Raw genomic sequence first — 17,451 nt, forward strand, 5'->3', positions numbered from 1 at the left:
GCGACCGAACTGCGCAACCAGCTCAACCGGCTCACCGGACTCGGGCTCCCCGCCACCCTCGTCTTCGACCACCCCAACGCCCTCGCCGTCACCGAGTTCGTGGAGGCCGAACTGGCCGCCGCGTACCCGGTGTCGGGCGACACCGCGGACGGCGACACCGCGGACGGCGACGCCGCGGAGGACGGCGTCCGCCGTGCGCTGCGGTCGATCCCGACCCGACGCCTGCGGGACGCCGGTCTGATGGACGTCCTCCTCGAACTCGCCGACGACGACGGAACGTCGGCGCACGCCGAGGCCGTCGCGGACGGGGAGGAGTACGACACCGGCCCGGACGACGACGCGGACGGCACCGTCGCCGCCGTCCCGGACGCCCGGGACGTCCCCCTCACCGGGACGCCCGGGACGCCCGGGGCTCCCGCGGCCTCCGACGCCCTGCGCGCCGCCCGCGCGGAGACCGCGCGGCTGCGCCGGGACAACCGACGGCTCACCGCCGCCCGGCACGAGCCGATCGCCATCGTCGGCATGGCCTGCCGCTACCCGGGCGGGGTGACCTCGCCCGAGGACCTGTGGCGGCTGGTGACGGACGGCGCGGACGCCATCACCCCGTTCCCCGAGGACCGGGGATGGGACCTGTCGATGCTGCGCGACCCGGAGGCCCGGCGCCCCGACGGCTACTACGCGCGGGAGGGCGGCTTCCTCGACGGGGCGGCCGACTTCGACCCCGGGTTCTTCGGCGTCTCGCCCCGCGAGGCACTGGCGATGGACCCGCAGCAGCGGCTGGCGCTGGAACTGTCCTGGGAGGCGCTGGAGCGCGCGGGCATCGACCCCGGCTCGCTCAAGGGCAGCCGCACCGGTGTCTTCGCCGGCGTGATGTACCACGACTATCCCGGCAGCGACGGCAACGGCAGCGTCGTCACCGGCCGCATCGCCTACAAGCTCGGCCTCGAGGGCCCGGCGGTGTCCGTCGACACCGCCTGCTCGTCCTCCCTGGTCGCGCTGCACCTCGCGGTGCAGGCACTGCGGCAGGGCGACTGCTCTCTCGCCGTCACCGGCGGTGTCACCGTGCTGGCCACGCCCGGTGTGTTCGTCGAGTTCGGCCGCCAGGGCGGGCTCGCGCCCGACGGCCGGTGCAAGTCGTTCGCCGCGGCGGCCGACGGCACCGGGTTCTCCGAGGGCGCCGGCTTCCTCGTGGTGGAGCGGCTGTCCGACGCGCTGCGCAACGGGCACGAGGTGCTGGCCGTGGTCCGGGGCTCCGCCGTCAACCAGGACGGCGCGAGCAACGGACTCACCGCCCCCAACGGCCCCTCCCAGCGCCGCGTGATCCGGCAGGCCCTCGCCAACGCGCGGCTCGCCGCCGACCAGATCGACGCGGTCGAGGCGCACGGCACGGGCACCACGCTCGGCGACCCGATCGAGGCGCAGGCGCTGCTCGCCACCTACGGCCAGGACCGGCCCCGGGAACGCCCCCTGTGGCTCGGCTCGGTGAAGTCCAACATCGGTCACACGCAGGCCGCCGCCGGTGTCGCGGGCGTCATCAAGATGGTGATGGCGATGCGGCACGGCGTGCTGCCCGCCACCCTCAACGTGGACGCCCCCAGCGACCAGGTCGACTGGACCACCGGGTCCGTCGAGCTGCTGACCGAACAGCGGGAGTGGACCGGCACCGGCCGCCCGCGCCGCGCCGGCGTCTCCTCCTTCGGCATCAGCGGAACCAACGCCCACGTCATCGTCGAGCAGGCGCCCGCCGCGGTGCCGACGGCCCCCGCCGCCCCCGGCAGGGCGGACGACGTGGCCCCGGCGCCGGCCGCGGTCGTACCGTGGCTGCTGTCGGCGCGCGACCGGGACGCCCTGCGTGCCCAGGCCGAACGCCTGCTGGCGCACGTCGAGCGGGCCGGGACGGCCGGTGCGGACGCGCCGCGCCCGCTCGACATCGCGTACTCGCTGGCGACCACCCGCGCGGCGTTCGAACACCGCGTCGCGGTCGTCGGCGCGGACCGCGACGGGCTGCTGGCGGCCCTGGGCGCGGTGGCTCGGGGCGAGGAGCCGGCCACCACGGCCCGGGAGGGACTGCTCGCCGTCCTCTTCCCGGGCCAGGGATCGCAGCGGCTCGGCATGGGCCGGGACCTGTACGAGCGGTTCCCGGTGTTCGCCGAGGCCTTCGACGCGGTCTGCGCCGGACTGGACGAACACCTGGACCGGCCGCTGCGCGAGGTCGTCTGGGGCGACGACGAGGACACCCTGAACGGCACCGCCTGCGCCCAGGCCGCCCTCTTCGCCCTCGGTACGGCCCTGTACCGGCTCGCCGAGTCGTTCGGCGTCGTCCCCGAGTACGTGGCGGGGCACTCCATCGGCGAGGTCACCGCGGCCCACGTCGCCGGGGTCTTCACCCTGGAGGAGGCCTGCGCGCTGGTCGCCGCCCGCGGCCGGCTGATGCAGGCGCTGCCCGCCGGCGGCGCCATGACGGCGGTGCAGGCGACCGAGGCCGAGGTGCTGCCGCACCTCACCGGCCGTGTCGGTGTCGCCGCCGTCAACGGTCCCGCCTCCGTGGTGGTGTCGGGTGCCGCCGAGGACGTGGAGAAGGTGGCCGCGGTCTTCCGGGAGCAGGGCCGCCGTACGACCGCCCTGCGGGTGTCGCACGCGTTCCACTCCCCGCTGATGGAACCGATGCTGGAGGAGTTCCGGGCCGTGCTGGAGCGGCTGTCGCCCCGGCCGCCCGCCCTGCCCGTCGTCTCCAACCTGACCGGAGCCCTCGCCACCGCGGACCAGCTGTGCTCCGCCGACTACTGGGTACGGCACGTCCGCGAGGCCGTCCGCTTCGCCGACGGGGTGCGGACCCTGCACGAACAGGGCGTCACCCGGTTCCTGGAACTCGGCCCCGACGGCGTCGCCTCGGCCATGGCGCGCGAGACGCTGCCCGAGCACGCCGTGACCGTCGCCGCCCAGCGGCGCACCACCCCCGGCGAGACCGCCCTGGTCGACGCCCTCGCCCGGCTGCACGGCCACGGCGTGCCCGTCGACTGGTCCGCGTTCTTCGCCGGCCGGGGCGCCCGCCGGGTCGCCCTGCCCACGTACGCCTTCCAGCGGCGCCGCTTCTGGCCCGCGGAGATGCGCGTGGGCGCGGGGGCGGAGGCCGCCGGTCTGGCGCCCGCCGACCACCCGCTGCTCAGCGGCGCGGTCGAACTCGCAGGATCCGACGGCCACCTGTTCACCGGACGGCTGTCGGCCGGCACGCACGGCTGGCTCGCCGACCACGTCGTCATGGGCGCCGTCCTCGTCCCCGGCACCGCCCTGCTGGAGCTGGCGGTGCACGCCGCGAACTCCCTGGACTGCGAGCTGGTGGAGGAACTCACCCTCGCCGCACCGCTGGTCCTGCCCGCCCGGGGCGCCGTCCGGCTCCAGGTCGGCGTCGGCGCCCCCGACGGCTCGGGCCGCCGCGCCCTGGGCATCCACTCCCGGCCCGCCGACGACCCCGGGGCCACCTGGACGACACACGCCGAGGGCGTCCTCGCGACCGGCCCGGCGGCCTCGGCCGCCACGGACTTCGACGCGACCGTCTGGCCGCCCGAGAAGGCCGAACCGCTCGACACGGACGGCCTGTACGAACGCTTCGAGGACTCCGGCTTCGCCTACGGGCCGGTGTTCCGGGGACTGCGGGCCGCCTGGCGGCGCGACGGCGAGGTGTTCGCCGAGGCCGTCCTGCCCGACGGCGCCGACGGCGGCGCGTACGGCCTGCACCCGGCGCTCTTCGACGCCGCACTGCACGCCACCGCCCTGACCGGCACCGCCGCCGACGGCGACCCGCCGCAGGACGGCGGGGTGCCGTTCGCCTGGAGCGGCGTGTCCCTGCACGCGGCCGGCGCGTCGGCCGTCCGCATCCGGCTCTCCCGGGCCGACGACGGCACCCTCGCCATCGCCGTGGCCGACACCACCGGCGCACCGGTGGCCACCGTCGGCTCCCTGGTGACCCGCCCGGTCTCCGCCGCACAGCTCGGCACCGCGGCGGGCCCCGACCGGGACTCCCTGTTCGCCCTGGACTGGGTCCCGGCGCCGGAGCGGACGGCCGGCGCACGGTCCGACGCACCGGCGGCCGGATCCACGGCCGGGGCCGGGAGCGGGAACGAGGCCGCGCGGGTCGCCCTGATCGGCCCGGCCGACGGCGTCCTCGACGCGGCCGTCCGTGACGCCGCCGCTGCCGGCAGGTACGCGGACCTGACGGCGCTGGCCGACGCGGCGGCGGAGGACCCGGTACCGCCGGTCGTCCTCCTGCCGGTCCCCACCGGCGCGGCACCGGACGACCGGGCGCGCGCCGCGCACACCGCGACGGCCCACGTCCTGGAGGCGCTCCGCACCTGGCTCGCCGACGACCGGTTCGCCGCCTCCCGCCTGGTCGTCGTCACCCGGGGCGCGACCGACGGAGCCGACCCGGCCGCGGCCGCCGTGTGGGGCCTGGTGCGCGCGGCCCAGGCGGAACACCCCGACAGGTTCACCCTGCTGGACCTGGAGCACCCGGGCACGGAGAGGGGGACGGGAACGGAGGAAGTCCTTCCGTCCGCCGTTCTCGCGCCCGCCTCCGACGAACCGCAACTCGCGGTGCGCGAGGGCCGGGTGCTCGTGCCCCGGCTGGTCCGGGTCCCGGCCCCCGAACCGCGGGGAACGGGCGCCTGGGACACCGACGGCACGGTCCTCGTCACCGGTGGCACCGGCGGCCTCGGTGCCGCCGTCGCCCGCCACCTGGTGACCGAGCACGGCGTGCGGAGCCTGCTGCTGGTCAGCCGGCGCGGCCCCGCCGCCGACGGCGCCGGTGAACTCGCCGCCGCGCTCGAGGCGGAGGGCGCCCGGGTCACCGTCGCAGCCTGCGACGTGACGGACCGCGCCGCCCTCGACCGGCTGCTCGCCGAGGTGCCCGCCGACCGGCCGCTGCGCGCCGTGATCCACGCGGCGGGCGTCCTGGACGACGGAACGATCGACTCCCTCACGCCCGAGCGGCTCGCCGCCGTGCTGCGGCCCAAGGCGGACGCCGCCTGGCACCTGCACGAGGCCACCGCGGACCTCCCGCTCGACGCCTTCGTGCTGTTCTCCTCGGTGGCCGGCACGCTCGGCAACGCGGGCCAGGCCAACTACGCGGCGGGCAACGCCTTCCTGGACGCCCTCGCCCGGCACCGCCGGAACCAGGGCCTGCCCGCCCTGTCCCTCGGCTGGGGCCCCTGGACCAGGGGCAGCGGCATGACCGGCGGGCTCGGCGAGGCCGACATCGCGCGGATGACCAGGGCGGGCATGCCGCCGATGCCGCCGGAGCAGGGCCTGGCCCTGTTCGACACGCTCCGCACCGTCGACGCGGGAGCCGCGGTCCTGCCCGTGCGGCTGGACCTGGGGACCCTGCGGTCCCTCGGCGGGATCCCGCCGCTGTTCCGGTCGCTGATCCGGGTGACCTCCCGCCGCACGGTCGCGGCGGCGGGGGCGACGGCCACCGCCGCGGACCTCACCCGGCGGCTGTCCGCACTCACCCCGGCGGAGGGCCGGGAGGCACTGCTGGAGCTGGTGCGCGGGCAGATCGCCGTCGTCCTCGGCCACCTGGACCCGGCCGACGTCGAACCGGACCGGCCCTTCCAGGACCTCGGCTTCGACTCGCTGACCTCCGTCGAACTGCGCAACCGGCTCGGCGCGCTCACCGGCACCCGCCTCCCGGCCACCCTCCTGTTCGACCACCCCACGCCCGGTGAACTCGTCGCCCACCTGCACGCGCGCGTCGCCCCGGCCCCGGCCGACGGACCGGGGACGGTCCTGGCGGAGCTGGACAGGCTGGAGAGGAGCATCTCGGGCATCGAAGCGGACGCCGACCTCTTCGCACAGGTCGCGAGCCGGCTGGAGGTGCTGCGCAGCAAGTGGCAGTCGCTGCGCACGCAGGCGTCCGGCGAGGAGGACGACGGGTTCGACTTCGACTCCGCCACGGACGAGGAGGTCTTCGACCTGCTCGACAACGAACTCGGCCTCTCCTAGCGACGCGCCGGCCGGGTGAAGCCCCGGCGCCGCCGATGCCGCCCTCCCCGCCACACGCGGGGAGGGCGGCATCGTTTCGGAGAGAGGGCTTTCCCGGACGAGGCGGCCGGTGGGCCGCTTCACGCCCGAGAACGGGGAGGTCGACCCGTTTCTCCTTCCCGGGATGCCCGTTCGGAGTGGGCGTGGGCCGTCGTGAAACCCTCTGACCGGTGTTTTCGTCGTCGGCCTGACATTCGATGTCGCCCGTTTGGGAGCGGTCGACGACCGCGGCGGGCAGAGCGCCACAGGCGCTGCGCGCGCCCGGGGCGCACATCGCACCCGACCGGGACGCGGGCGGCGGGGCCGGCACGACCCGCGGGGCGTCCCGCGCCGACCATGACGTCCGTGCCCGGACCACGGCTCCGGTACGACCGTTCGGCCCTCGCACCGTGCCCGGGGGGAAGAGGACCGAGGGCCCGCACGGACAAGGGACCGGGAGCCGCACGACAAGGACCCGTGGTCAGCGCGACGAGGAAAGGATCATGTGGGCACACGGAGAAACCCCGTGTCCGCACGGAAAGGCCCGTGCCCGCACGGAGAAGGCCCGTGCCCATACGAAGAAGGCCCGTGGTCGCCGTACGGCGACCCCCGGCCCGGTCCCGCGCCCGGGGGCGTGGCGCGGAGTCAGAGCGGCCGGCGGAAGCCGGCCAGGGCGGCGGACGCGCCCGCCGCGCTGATCACCGCGCCGATGAGCAGCGCGGGAACCGCGTGGTCGAGGCCCGGCACGTCCAGCGCGAGGGCGCGGGTGGCGTCGATGGCGTACGTCAGCGGGTTCACCTGGGCGACGGCAGCCAGCCAGCCCGGCAGGTCGGCGACCGGCACGTACGCGCTGGACGCGAACATCAGCGGGAAGATCACGATCAGGGCGAGGTTCTGCAGGGGCTCCGCACGCCGCAGCCAGGCGCCGGCCGCGATGAAGGCCCAGCCCAGGGCGAAGCTGATGAAGAGCGTCAGCCCGGCGGACAGGGCGAGTTCGGCGACGCCCCCGTTGGGGGAGTAGCCCAGGACGGTCATCGCCAGCACCATGATCACGAGGATCTGCACGGCGCTGCGCACCAGCCCCACGAGGCTGCGCGCGACCAGCAGGGCCCCGGGGTGCACCGGCAGTGAACGCAGCCTGGCGACCACGCCGTTGCGCAAATCCTCCACGAGGCCCACCCCGGACTGCATCGCCGACTGCGCGGCGTTGTCCACCAGGACGGCCGGCAGCACGAAGTCGAGGTAGCTGACGCCGTCCGGGAAGTGCGGGGGCATGCCCATGCTGCTGAACACCTGGGTCAGCACGAACAGGATGACGACGGGCTGGATCAGGCCGAACAGCACGATGCCCGGGTCGGTCACCATCGCCCGCAGCGACCGCCCGGTGAGGACCCGCACCTGGGCGGGGAACGAACTCCCGCCGAAGTCGGGTGCCTTGAGCGCGACGGCAGCGGTCGCGTGCGGGCGCGGGGCGGGGGCGGGGTGCGTGGTCAAGAGGTCCTCCACGGAGGGCGTCGGGCGGCGGTCACGCCGGGATCCGGGCGTGCTGCTCGGCGAGGGTCAGATACACGTCGTCCAGGGTCGGTTCGCCGAACGCCAGCTCGACGATCTCGACCCCGACCCGGTCCAGCGCGCGGATGACGTCGGCGATCTCCCGGGTGGTGTCGATCGGGACGACGAGGCCGCGGGTGCCGTCCTCGCCGCCGGCCGGCGCGAACCCGGCGCCGCGCAGCGCGGCGCCGGCCCGCGCGGGCGCGTCGTCGCTGTCCAGCGTCAGCGTGACGGTGCGCCGGCCGACCGTGGCCTTGAGCTCGTCCGCGGTGCCGGAGGCGACGACCTTGCCGGCGGAGAGCACCGCGATCGAGTCGGCGAGCCGGTCGGCCTCCTCCAGGTACTGCGTGGTCAGCAGGACCGTGGCGCCCTGCTCGACCAAGCCCTCGACGATCTCCCACAGCTTCAGCCGGCTGGACGGGTCCAGGCCGGTGGTGGGTTCGTCGAGGAAGATCACTTGAGGGCCGCCGACCAGGGAGACGGCCAGGTCGAGGCGGCGCCGCAGCCCGCCCGAGTAGCCGCTCGCGCGCCGGTCGGCGACCTCGGTCAGCTCGAACAGCTCCAGCAGCTCCTCGGCCCGGGAGCGGGCGGCCCGGCGTCCCGCCCCGAGCAGCCGGGCGATCAGGACGAGGTTGTCCCGGCCGCTGAGCTGGGTGTCCACCGACGCGAACTGGCCGGTGAGACCGATACGGCGGCGGATCTCGAAGGGGTCGCGGGTCACGTCGTACCCCGCCACCGAGGCCCGTCCCGAGGACAGGGGCAGCGCGGTGGTGAGAATGTTGACGAGCGTGGTCTTGCCGGCTCCGTTGTGGCCGAGGAGTGCCAGGACCGTGCCCTGGCGGGCGCTGACGCTGACCGAGTCCAGGGCGTCGACCGTGCCGAACGACTTGCTGACGGAATCCGCCACGATCATCGGATCGCCGCCGGGGCCGGAGTCGGCCCCCGCTCCGGACCGGGCGACGGGGGGCATGACGAGCCCGCTCATGAGGTGATCTCCCGCTGGTGGATGTGCGCTGGGTGGAGGGCCGGCCACCGGCCGGCCCGTGGAAGCCGCCGCCCGCCGGACGACGGGACGGGGAACGTGGGGGCACGCCGGGGACCGTCTACCGGCCGCCCGGCGCCTCCGTACCGGCCGCCCCGTCCATGAGGCGGAACAGGTCCTCGTCCGTCGCGTCCTCCAGGTCCAGGGGACCGGCGACCGGTTCCCCGCCGTCGGCGCGGGCCGGCGCCCAGCGGGCGGCCAGGGTCCTCAGCCGCACCGCCGTCCCGGAGTCGAGGTCCGCGCCCGACGTGAGCAGTGCCTCGAGTTCGTCGACCAGGGCGCCCGCGTCCCGGACACGGACCGGCCCGGACCGCCGGAGCGTGTCGCACACCAGCCGGGCCACCGCGACGGGGGAGGGGTGGTCGAAGACCAGGGTCGGCGGCAGCCGCACCCCGGTGACGGCGGTGAGCCGGTTGCGCAGTTCGACGGCGGTGACGGAGGTGACGCCCAGTTCGGTGAAGGCCACTCCCGCGCCGGCGTCCGGCGGCAGCTCCCCGCCGACCACGGCCGCCAGCTCGCCGCGCACCAGCTCCGTCACCAGGGCCTCGCCCTCCGCCTCCGTCAGGCCCGCCAGCCGCTCGGCCAGCGCCGGTGCCGCGTCCGCCGTCCCCGCCGTCCCGGGGCTCCCCACGGTCACCGTGCCGACGGGCACCGAGGCCAGCCAGTACGACTCGTGCCGGAAGGCGTACGTGGGCAGGGGGACCGTCCGCGCGCCGGGCAGCACCGCCGGCCAGTCGACGGGCAGGCCGTGCGCGTGCAGCCGCACGGCGGCGGCGAGCAGAGCCCCCTCCTCGTCCTCCCCGCCCCGCAGCAGCGGCTCCACCACCGGCCCGGTGCCCGGCTCCCGGGGCCCGAGGCGTTCCTCCAGGCACTCGTCGACCATCGGGGTGAGCGCGGCCTCGGGGCCCAGCTCCACGTAGACGCCGGTCCGCGCGTCGGCCAGGTGTCCGACCGCGTCCGCGAACCGGACCGCCTCCCGGGCGTGCCGCACCCAGTGGCCGGGATCGCGGGCCTCCTCGGCGGTGAGCGGGCGGCCGGTGACCCCGGAGACCAGCGGCACCTCGGGCCCGGCGAAGGACAGGGACGCCACGGTGGCCCGGAACTCGTCGAGCACCGGGTCCATCAGCGGCGAGTGGAAGGCGTGGCTGACCTCCAGGCGGCGCGTCCTGTGCCCGGCGGCGGTCAGCTCACCGGCCAGTTCGGCCAGCGGACCCTCCGCGCCCGACAGCACCACCGACCGCGGGCCGTTCACCGCGGCGACGGCGATGTCCCGGGAACGCCCCTCCAGCCACGGCAGCACGTCGTCCTCGGAGCAGCGGACGGCCACCATCGCGCCGCCCGGCGGCAGCGACTGCATCAACCGGCCGCGCGCGGCGACCAGCGCGCAGGCGTCCGGCAGGCTCAGCACGCCCGCCACGTGCGCGGCGGCGATCTCGCCCACCGAGTGGCCCACCAGCCGGGTGGGCGTCACCCCCCAGGAGGCCAGCAGCCGGTACAGGGCCACCTGGAAGGCGAACAGGGCGGGCTGGGCGTAGCCGGTGCCGTGCAACAGCCCGGCCTCCCCGCTGTCCGGGCCGGCCCACATCACCGAGGTCAGCGGCCGCTCCAGCAGCGGGTCGAGCTCCGCGCACGCCTCCCGCAGCGCGGCGTCGAACACCGGGAACGCGGCGGCGAGCGCGCGGCCCATGCCGGGACGCTGACTGCCCTGACCGGTGAAGACGAACGCGGTCTCCGCGAATCCGCCGCCCGCGCCCCGGCCCTCCGCCCCGGTGGCGTCGCCCCGGGCGAACCGGGCGGCCGCCGCGACGAGCGCGTCCCGGCCGGTCCCGGTGAGCAGCGCCGTACGGCCGTGCAGGGAGCGGGTGGTGAGCAGGGAGTACGCGATGTCGCGGGCCGACACCTCCGGGTGCGCCCCGGCGTACTCGGCCAGCCGCCGCGCCTGGCCCCGCAGCGCCGTCGCGTCCCGGGCCGACACCAGCCACGGCACGACGGCCCCCTCGGCGTCCTGGGCGTCCGCGGCCCGCCCGGGCGGTGCGGCCTGGGCCTCGGCCGGCGCCTCCTCGAGCACCAGGTGGGCGTTGGTGCCGCTGATGCCGAACGACGAGACGGCCGCCCGGCGGGGCCCGCCGTCCCGGGCCGGCCACTCCCGTGCCTCGGTCAGCAGCCGGACGGTGCCGGAGGACCAGTCCACCCGGGTGCTGGGGGTGTCCGCGTGCAGGGTGCGCGGCAGCACCCCGTGCCCCATCGCCAGCACCATCTTCATCACCCCGGCCACGCCGGCCGCCGCCTGGGTGTGGCCCAGGTTCGACTTGACCGAGCCCAGCCACAGCGGACGCCCCTCGGGACGCTCCCGTCCGTAGGTGTCGAGCAGTGCCTGCGCCTCGATCGGGTCGCCGAGCGGCGTGCCGGTGCCGTGCGCCTCCACCACGTCCACGTCCGCCGCGGTCAGTCCCGCGTCGGCCAGCGCCCGTCGGATGACCCGGCGCTGGGCGAGCCCGTTGGGCGCGGTCGGGCCGTTGGAGGCGCCGTCCTGGTTGACCGCCGAGCCGCGGATCACCGCGAGCACGGGACGGCCGTTCCGCCGGGCGTCGGACAGCCGCTCCAGGAGCAGCAGGCCGGCGCCCTCCGACCAGGCGGCCCCGTCGGCGCCCTCGCCGAAGGACTTGCAGCGGCCGTCCGGGGACAGGCCCCGCAGCCGGGAGAAGCCCACGAACGGCGCCGGCGTCGCCATCACCGCCACACCCCCGGCGAGCGCCAGGTCCGACTCCCCGGACCGCAGCGACCGGCACGCCAGGTGCAGCGCGACCAGCGACGAGGAGCAGGCCGTGTCCACGGTCAGGGCGGGGCCGTCGAGGCCCAGGGTGTACGAGATCCGCCCGGACAGCGCACCGGCGGAGGTACCCACCGGGAGCAGTCCCTCCAGTTCGCCGGACGGGTCGGTCGCGCCCGTCGCGTAGTCGTGGTACATGGCGCCGGTGAACACACCGGTACGGCTGCCGCGCAGCGTCAGCGGATCGATCCGGGCCCGCTCCACCGCCTCCCAGGCGAGCTCCAGCAGCAGCCGCTGCTGCGGGTCGGTGGCGAGCGCCTCCCGTGCCGACATGCCGAAGAACCCGGCGTCGAAGTGGGCGGCGTCGCGCAGGAAGCCGCCCTCGCGGGCGTAGGAGGTGCCCGGGTGCTCCGGGTCGTCGTCGAAGAGGGTGTCCAGAGGCCAGCCGCGGTCGGTGGGGAACCCGGACACGGCGTCCACGCCGCCGGCCAGCAGCGCCCACAGCGCCTCGGGGGAGGCGGTGTCCCCGGGCAGCCGGCAGGCCATGCCCACGATCGCCACGGGCTCGTCGCCGCCCACCGGGCCGGGCGACGGTTCCTCGTCCCGGCCGTTCAGCCCGGCCAGTTCCCGGGCGAGGGCGGCCGGGGTCGGGAAGTCGAAGGCCACCGCGGCGGGCAGCGGGAGCCCCGTGGCCTCGGTGAGCGCGTTGCGCAGCCGCACCGAGGCCACCGAATCGAGGCCGTGCGCGCGGAACGTGACGTCCGGTCCGATGGGTTCCGTACCGTCCGCGTCCCCCGCGCCGAGCACCTCGGCGACCGCGGCGACGACCAGGTCGAGGGCCGTGCGCGGGTCCGGGCGGGGTGCGTCGTCGGGGACCTGCCCGGGGTGCGCCGCGGCGTCGGCCAGGATCCGCTCCAGCGCCCGCCGGTCGATCTTCCCGGCGGGTGTGCGCGGCAGGGCCGGCAGGACGACGAGCTCCAGCGGGATCTTGTACTCGGCGACGCCGCGTTCCCGCAGGAACGCCGTCACCTCCCCGAGGCCGACCGGGCTCCCCGGCACGCTCCCGGCGTCCGGCGACGCGGTCACCACCAGGCAGGGGTACTCCCCGAGCCGCGGATCGGGTCTGGCGACCACCGCCAGCGGCCCGATGCCGGGCAGATCCGCCAGCAGGCCCTGGATCTCCACGGCGTTGAACTTGCGCCCGCCCACGTTGATCAGTTCGGCGGAGCGGCCGTGGAACACCACGAGACCGTCCGCGTCGATCGAGGCGAGGTCACCGGTGCGCAGCCAGCCGTCCTCGGACACCACCGACCGGGTCAGCTCCGGCTCGCCGTAGTAACCGCGGAACATGCTGGGGCTGCGGTAGTACAGCTCCCCGCACTCGCCGGGGGCGCACGGCCGCCCGTCCTCGCCGAGGACGCGCATCCGCGCGCCCCGCACCGGCCGCCCCACACTGCGCGCGGCGACCTCCGGCGGGTCCCCGGCCAGAGTGCTGGTGCCGTTCCCGGCCTCCGACATGCCCCACACCACCACCAGCGCGGTGCCCAGGGTCTCCCGCACCTCGCGCACCAGGGCGGCGGGCAGGGCGGCACCGGCGGTCAGCACCCGCTCCGGGCAGAAACCCGCACCCGACTCCGACTCCCGGACCCGCGCCACCACGTCGTGCAGCTGCGCCGGCACGGCGACCACCACGCTCGGCCGCTCCGCCCGCGCCAGCTCCAGGAAGCGGTCCACGTCCCACGAACCCAGCAGCACCTGACGGCCGGAACGGAACAGCGCCGAGTACACCGACTGCAGCCCGAAGCAGTGGGTCAGCGGGCACGCCGTGATCAGGGTGCCGCCGTAGGGCCCGGCGCTGTCCTCGGTCGCCGCACGGGAGTTGGTGAGCAGCGAGTCGTGGGTGTGCAGACAGATCTTGGGCCGCGCGGAGGTGGTGGCGGAGGAGGGGAGCAACAGCAACGGCGCCTCGGGACGCACCTCCACCGGCCGGGGCCGCTCACCCGCCCGGCGCGCCAGCAGCCCCTCGACCGTCTCCGCCCCGTCCGCGGCGTCGCCGCCGGCGACCAGGACGGCACGCAGCGACGGCAGCGCCTCACGCAGCGCCGCCGCACCGAGCGGGCCGCCGGCGTCCTGGCCGCCCGACGGCAGCGCGAGCGCCGCCGGGGCGACCCGCTCCAGCAGGGCCCGTACGTCGGCGGGGGCGTTGCCCCGGTGGACGGGCAGGGTGACGGCCCCCACCGACGCCGCCGCCAGGTGCAGCGTGACGTACTCCCAGCAGTTGGGCAGGTGCAGGGCGACCACGTCACCGGGTCCGACACCGGCCTCCTGGAGCCCGCGGGCCAGCGCGTCCACCTCGGCCCGCCACTCCCGCCAGGTCCGGGCGCGTGCGCCGTCCACCAGCGCCACCGCGTCACCCCCGTCGCGCACGGCCGCGGCGAACACGGCGGGCAGGGTGAGGCCGTCCAGCCCGCCGTCGGCGGCACCGGGCGGCTGGATCACGTAGTCGTCGGCGTGGACGGGCACCATCACTCCCGGGGGTCGAGCGTTTCCGGCGAACGGGGAACCCTCCCAGGCTGTTGCCCGGCACCCCGGGTTTTCCCTAGACATGGGCCGCCGTACGCGTACGGGAGCCGGCGCGGGGGAGCGGGCGCCCGCCCGCGGACACGACGGAGTCCCGGCGGGACCCCGTGGCCCCGCCGGGACGGTCCGCGGCGGGTCAGCCGGACCGGGGCAGGGGCAGGGCCTCCCGCCCGTCGTGCGACGCGCCCCGGGCGGCCGGGTCCGTCGGAGCGGCCCCGGCCGCCGCGTCGTCCGTGTCGTCGTCCGCGAGGTCCACGCGTCCGGGGAAATCGGCGCCCAGCAGCCGCAGCAGCGGCGTCGCCTTCACCGCCGTCTCCTCGAACTCCGCCGCGGGGTCCGACAGCGCGATGACGGCGCCGCCGACGCCGTAGCGCAGCCGGTTCCCGCTGAGCACCACCGTGCGGATGACGATGCTCAGGTCCACCGCCCCGGTGAGCGAGAAGTAGCCGATGGCCCCCGAGTACACGCCGCGCGGGCCGCCCTCCAGCCGGTCGATGATCTGCATGGTGCGGATCTTCGGCGCCCCCGTCATCGAACCGCCGGGGAACGCGGCGCGCACGGCGGCGACCGGGCTGAGGTGCGGGCGCAGCCGTGCCCGCACCGTGCTCACCAGCTGGTGCACCGTCTCGTACGTCTCCACCTGGAACACCGGGTCCGCGACGACCGAGCCGACCTCCGCGCACCGGCCGAGATCGTGCCGGACCAGGTCGACGATCATCAGGTTCTCGGCGCGGTCCTTCTCGCAGACCGCCAGCTCCTCCGCGAGCCGTGCGTCCTCCCGCGGGGTGCCGCCGCGCGGCCGGGTGCCCTTGATGGGCTTGGACTCCATCACGCCGTACCGGTCGATGCGCAGGAACCGCTCGGGCGACGTGCTGAGCACGGCCATCGGCCCGAAGTGCAGGAACGCGGCGAACGGCGCCCGGCTCACCCGGCGCAGACAGCGGTACGCCTGCCACGGGTCCAGGTCGGTGTCCGCCTCGGCCATGTTGGTCAGGCACACCTCGTACGTCTCACCGGCCGCGATCTCCTGCTGGCAGGCGTCGATCAGCTTGAGGTAGGCGTCGCGGTCGTGGCGCAGCACCACCGGCCCGGTGCCGCCGGCCGCGGGGGGTTCCCAGGGCTCCGGTTCCCAGCCCGCCACCGTCTCCAGGGCGGCGGCGGCCGAGGCGAGCCAGGAGCGGGCCGCCTCCTCGTCGCCGTCCTCGGCCAGGGCCAGCAGATAGGTCGTGCCGGTACGGTGGTCGAGGACCAGGGCGCGGTCGGCGAAGACGAGGACGGCGTCGGGGTCGGGGGAACGGTGCGCCGCCTCCCCGTCGCACTCCGCCTTCAGTTCGTAACCGAGGCAGCCGACCCAGCCGAGGGCGAAGTCGAAGGGCAGCTCGGGCACGTCGGTGCTCAGTCCGGCGAGGTCCCGCTCCAGCCAGGACAGGAAGGCCGACCGTTCGACGCGGGTGACGCCGCCCCCGGTGACGGTCACGGTGCCGGCCCCCACGTCCGCCGTGGCGACCCGGGCCAGCGGACCGGAGGCGTCCCCCATCACGGACAGCTGTCCGAGGCGTCCGCCCGGGCGGCTGCTGTCCAGCCAGAACGGGTGGTCGCCGGTGCGGAACAGCCAGTCGAAGGCGACCTCCGCGTCCCAGCGGGTGCGCAGCCGTTCGACGAGGACCCGCAGCCGCCGTACCGGGGCGCCGTCCGCCGCCCGCCCGCCGGCCCCGGCCGGCACCGCCGCCCGCCCGCCACCCGTGCCCGCCGTCGCGCTCCCGGCCGTCCCCGTGGCGTCGGGGGAGCGCCGCTGTTCCGGAACGCCCCGCGTGCCGGTCGGCCCGGTCCCGCCGGGACGGGAGCGGCCGTGCCGCTCGGTCAGCCGGCGGAAGTTCTCCAGCAGCCGATGGCCCTCCCGGGTGCCGATGGACTCCGGGTGGAACTGGACACCCCACAGCGGCAGCGTCCGGTGGCGCAACGCCATCAGCACCCCGTCCGGTGACCACGCCGTGGCCTCGAGCTCCGGCGGCAGGTCCGTCACGGCGAGGGAGTGGTAGCGGACCACCTCCAGCGGCTGCGGCAGCCCCTCGAACAGTCCGGTGCCGTCGTGCCGCACGGCGGAGGTCCGGCCGTGGCGCGGCTCGGGCGCGCGGCCCACCGAGGCGCCGTGGGCCAGCGCCATCCCCTGGTGGCCCAGGCACACCCCGAGCACGGGCAGCCGGCCCTCCTCGGCGATTCCCGCGCACAGCCCGAAGTCGGCGGGCCGGTGCGGTGTGCCGGGACCGGGGGAGAGCACCACGTTGTCGAAGGAGTCGAGGAGCCCCCGCCGCCACGCCGGGTCGTCGTTGCGGATCACCTCGGGCTCCCGCCCGTTGACCCGGGCCAGGTAGTGGAACAGGTTGTAGGTGAACGAGTCGTAGTTGTCGACGAGCAGTGTGCGCATGAGCGTTTCCTTGTCCGGGAGGCGCGTGGGCGGAAAGTGACGTGGGACGTGACGGACGCGGGTGACGGTCCGGCCGTGCGCGGGCTCTCCGGTGGTGGGCCGACCACGACTCCTGCGCCTGCCCGGGCGGTGCCGTCCGGCGGAGCCGCCCGGGCGGACGTCAGGACGCCGGGGCGGACCGCGCCAGGTCGAGGGCGTCGGCGATCTCGCCGTTGACCGCGGTCAGGTGCCGGGTGAGGAAGAAGTGGCCGCCGGTGAACACCCGCAGCCGGAACGGGCCTTCGGTGTGCTCCCGCCAGCGCTCGGCCTCCTCGACCGTGGTGAGCGGGTCGCCGTCGCCGGTGAGCACGGTGATCCCGCAGCGCACCGTCCGCTCCGGCGGGCAGGAGTACGTCTCGATGGCGCGGTAGTCGCCGCGCAGCGCCGGCAGGGCCATGCGCAGGATCTCCTCGTCGCCGAGGACACCCGCCGCGGTGCCGTTCAGCCGCTTCATCTCGGCGACGATCCCGTCGTCGTCCCGCAGGTGCACCTCCTCGGCACGCGTGGTCGACGGGCCCCGCCGGCCGGAGGCGATGACGGTGAGCGGTCCGGCGTCCTTCTGCTCCAGCCGCCACGCCGTCTCGAAGGCCAGCGTCGCGCCCATGCTGTGCCCGAAGAACACGCAGGGCCGGTCGTCCAGCGCCAGCAACTGCTCGGCGACCAGGTCGGCCAGCCGGCCGAGGTCCTCCACGCAGGGCTCCCTGCGCCGGTCCTGACGGCCGGGGTACTGCAGTGACAGGACCTCGGCGGCCGGGGCGAACCGAGCCGAGACCGGGTGGTAGAAGCTGGCCGAACCGCCCGCGTGCGGGAAGCAGACCAGCCGTACCGCGTCGGCGTCGGCCGGGTGGTAGCGCCGCAGCCACAGGGCTCCGGTGTCGTCAGCGGTGGTCACGGTGTGAGTCCCTTCGGTGATGCCGGGGCCGACGGTGCTCCGCCGGCCGGGCGGGTCCGCGGCGGACCGCACGGGCGCACCTCCCGTGCGCGGACCGCCGAGTATTGTACTGGGAGATGTTATCAAAAACATCATCA

At 76.0% G+C, this 17,451-nt stretch carries 6 protein-coding genes; 1 reads left to right on the top strand and 5 read right to left on the bottom strand.

What is annotated here, in order from left to right:
* Nucleotides 1-240 precede the first annotated feature (240 nt).
* Nucleotides 241-5,997 carry a type I polyketide synthase gene (locus tag ABTY20_RS32205; RefSeq protein WP_502991937.1) on the top strand — a complete coding sequence of 1,919 codons (5,757 nt, stop codon included), beginning with the start codon at nucleotides 241-243 and terminating at the stop codon, nucleotides 5,995-5,997.
* Nucleotides 5,998-6,660: 663 nt separating this feature from the next.
* Here ABTY20_RS32205 and ABTY20_RS32210 read toward each other — a convergent pair.
* From ABTY20_RS32210 to ABTY20_RS32230, 5 genes are all read right to left on the bottom strand, one after another.
* Complete coding sequence (locus tag ABTY20_RS32210; protein ID WP_352000689.1) at nucleotides 6,661-7,509, bottom strand: ABC transporter permease; 849 nt, start codon at nucleotides 7,507-7,509, stop codon at nucleotides 6,661-6,663.
* Between the two features lie 31 nt (nucleotides 7,510-7,540).
* Nucleotides 7,541-8,551 carry an ATP-binding cassette domain-containing protein gene (locus tag ABTY20_RS32215; protein ID WP_352000690.1) on the bottom strand — a complete coding sequence of 337 codons (1,011 nt, stop codon included), beginning with the start codon at nucleotides 8,549-8,551 and terminating at the stop codon, nucleotides 7,541-7,543.
* Between the two features lie 118 nt (nucleotides 8,552-8,669).
* Entirely contained in the window at nucleotides 8,670-13,904 is a 5,235-nt protein-coding gene (locus tag ABTY20_RS32220; RefSeq protein ID WP_352000691.1) for a type I polyketide synthase, read from the bottom strand.
* Between the two features lie 190 nt (nucleotides 13,905-14,094).
* The gene (pabB, locus tag ABTY20_RS32225; protein ID WP_352000692.1) at nucleotides 14,095-16,383 is read right to left on the bottom strand and encodes an aminodeoxychorismate synthase component I; all 2,289 of its coding nucleotides are present in this window, start codon (nucleotides 16,381-16,383) and stop codon (nucleotides 14,095-14,097) included.
* 160 nt (nucleotides 16,384-16,543) lie between these two features.
* Nucleotides 16,544-17,314 carry a thioesterase II family protein gene (locus ABTY20_RS32230; RefSeq protein ID WP_352000693.1) on the bottom strand — a complete coding sequence of 257 codons (771 nt, stop codon included), beginning with the start codon at nucleotides 17,312-17,314 and terminating at the stop codon, nucleotides 16,544-16,546.
* Nucleotides 17,315-17,451: the final 137 nt, after the last annotated feature.

Origin of the sequence: Streptomyces sp. NPDC126497 (genome assembly GCF_040302425.1) — a bacterium.
GTDB lineage: Bacteria > Actinomycetota > Actinomycetes > Streptomycetales > Streptomycetaceae > Streptomyces.